At 69.0% G+C, this 2,556-nt stretch carries 4 protein-coding genes; 2 read left to right on the top strand and 2 right to left on the bottom strand.

Annotated elements, in window-relative coordinates; genetic code table 11:
* A partial coding sequence (locus R1101_RS0120930) for an Rv3212 family protein (protein WP_016935225.1) occupies positions 1 to 748 on the top strand: 748 nt, incomplete at its 5' end.
* 41 nt (positions 749 to 789) lie between these two features.
* Here the strand turns inward: R1101_RS0120930 and R1101_RS0120925 are convergent.
* Positions 790 to 1,587, bottom strand: coding sequence for a ParA family protein (locus tag R1101_RS0120925; RefSeq protein WP_026003545.1), 798 nt, complete (start codon positions 1,585 to 1,587; stop codon positions 790 to 792).
* 74 nt (positions 1,588 to 1,661) lie between these two features.
* Between R1101_RS0120925 and R1101_RS0120920 the strand changes: the two genes are divergently transcribed.
* Entirely contained in the window at positions 1,662 to 2,147 is a 486-nt protein-coding gene (locus tag R1101_RS0120920) for a GNAT family N-acetyltransferase (RefSeq protein WP_016935223.1), read from the top strand.
* Positions 2,148 to 2,153: 6 nt separating this feature from the next.
* On the opposite strand, the gene R1101_RS0120915 is transcribed toward R1101_RS0120920, so the two are convergent.
* The coding region (locus R1101_RS0120915; RefSeq protein WP_016935222.1) for a hypothetical protein at positions 2,154 to 2,556 on the bottom strand (403 nt) is incomplete at its 5' end.

Below are 2,556 nucleotides of genomic sequence, written 5' to 3'. Positions count from 1 at the left end.
GCTGGTCGACACCGGTTCACACGTGATCGCTCTCGGCGACACGCGCCTCGAGATGTGGCGTTCCGATCTGGTGCGCACCGTCGAGTACGGGCGGGTCGACGCCCCGGTGAACCCGAACGCCCAGCCCCGCTCGGGGTGCGAATTGCGCTCGGCGGATGCGGGAGCCGAGGTGCTGGCCGTCCTCGAACAGTGCGCGAACGAGCCGACCACTCGGCTCACCCTGCTCGAGCCCACCCCCGACGACAGTCAGAAACCCGAGGAACTCGCCTCGTCGGTGCTTCCGGATGCCGACCGTGACTCCCAGGCCAGGATCGTCGCCGTGGTCGGCGACCGCACGGCGGTCTACCTGGCGCCCGACGACACCGCCGGGCCGCGCATCGAGGTCTTCGACAGCGCGGGCACCCTCGTCGACACCCACATCCTGCCGCGTCCGGCCGGGGCATCCGAGGATCCCGCACTCGAACGCGGCGGTGTACTCGTGTGGTGGACCGGCCGCGACACCGTCGCACTGTCCACCACCGATTTCGCTCCGCAATGGACCGTCGAGGACACGCTCGGAACCGGCGACATCATGGCCGGTTCACTGTTGCTCCCCGTCGAGGACGCCCTGCTGGGAGTCGACTCCCGGACCGGGGAGCGCGGACCGCGCATCGATGTCGAGCGCGGTGCAGTGTCGTCGGTGAACATCGCCGTCGCAGGGGACGTCGTCGTCGAGCAGCGCGGCGACGAACTCGTCGCGCTGCGCTGACGGCAGGGCCGTCCCGTTCAGCACCGACGGCGGGGGCCGTCTCAGTCCGTGACGGTCTCGAAGGTCACGAGTTCCGCCTCACCCGACCAGTAGCGCATCAGGTTCTCGGCGAGAGCGCGGTAGGCTGCGGCCCCCTTGTTCCTCCGTCCCGCCAGCACGGTGGCACCCGACGCGGAGGCTTCCGCGAAGCGGACCGTGCGCGGCACGGGCGGCGCCAGCACCGGCAGGTCGTACCGATCGGAGACGTCGGCGAGCACGTCGCGGCTGTGCGTGGTCCGTGAGTCGTAGAGGGTCGGCAGCGCGCCGAGCAGCTCGAGATCCGGATTGGTGATCTGTTTCACCTCGTTCACCGTGCGCAGCAGTTGCCCGACTCCTCTGTGCGCGAGCGTCTCGCACTGCAGCGGAACGAGCACGGACCGCGCCGCGGTCAGCCCGTTGAGGGTGAGGACGCCCAGAGAGGGCGGGCAGTCGATGACGACGACGTCGTAATCGTCCTCCACCGACGCGAGCGCCCGCTTCAGGGTGTATTCACGCCCCGGTTTCATGAGCAGCATCGCCTCCGCGCCCGCGAGGTCGATGGTCGCCGGAAGCAGCGACATCCCTTCTGCTGTCCCGAGCAGGACATCCTTCGTCTCGACACCGCCGACGAGCACCTCGTGCACGGATTGTTCGAGCTTGTCGGGGTTGTGTCCGAGCGAGAAGGTCAGACATCCCTGGGGATCGAGATCGACGACGAGCACCCGCCGGCCCAGCGCCGACAGTGCGGCACCCAACGACGCGACGGTGGTCGTCTTGGCGACGCCACCTTTCTGATTTGCCACTGCAAGTACCGTTGCCACGACCCCGATCCTCGCGCACTCGACGGCGCGGCGCGAGGTGAATCCACGCACGAGACCACAGGAGGCAGCCCGTCGTGATCCGTAGAGCCATACCCGAGGACGTCCCCGCGATCACCGGCCTGATCTACGACCTCGCCGAATACGAGAAGGCCCGGCACGAGTGCACGGTGGTCCCCGAGCAGATCCACGAGGCCCTGTTCAGCCCGCGACCCTCCGTCTACGCGCACGTCGCCGAGGAACCGGATGAGAACGGCGGACCGGCGCGTGTCGTCGGTGTGGCGCTGTGGTTCCGGAACTTCTCCACCTGGGACGGCGTGCACGGCATCTACCTCGAGGATCTGTTCGTCCTACCCGAGCATCGCGGCAAGGGGCACGGACGTGCGCTGCTCGCGGCACTCGCCCACGAATGCGTGGAGCACGGTTACACCCGTCTGTCCTGGTCCGTACTGAACTGGAACGAGCCGTCGATCGGCTTCTACCGCTCGCTCGGAGCCGTCGCGCAGGACGAGTGGACGACGTTCCGGCTCAGCGGGCCCGCGTTGCGCGCCCTCGGGAGCTGAGCGGGGTCACTCGTCGGCGTCGGGCGCGTACTCGTGCGCCAGCCACCGCGAGGTGGGCGGGCTGAACAGCAGCACGAGCGTGGGCACCACCACGAGCGCCAGCACGGTGCCGATGACCGGCTGGTGCGAGTCGGTCAGCAGCGACCACACCACGGGCAGCAACAGCAACTGCGCGAGCACCGCCACGGCACGCCCCCAGCGCACACCGCGCACGAGTGCGATCCCGCCGGCCAGGACTCCGCCGAACAGAACGAACAGCCACAGCGCGAAGCCGTAGCCGTTGGTCACCGACTGATCGTGCTCGCCCGAAGCGGCACGGATGATCGAGTACACCGCGAACCCCATCGCGACGAGGCCCTCGAGGACGACGAGCCAGCCGGCGGCACGCACGGTCGACGGAACGCTGCTG

The sequence above is a fragment of the Rhodococcus sp. R1101 genome, from assembly GCF_000278445.1.
Taxonomy (GTDB): Bacteria; Actinomycetota; Actinomycetes; order Mycobacteriales; family Mycobacteriaceae; genus Rhodococcus; species Rhodococcus gordoniae.
Note: the sequence above shows the minus strand (reverse complement) of the source record. Positions and strands in the feature narration are given on the sequence as shown.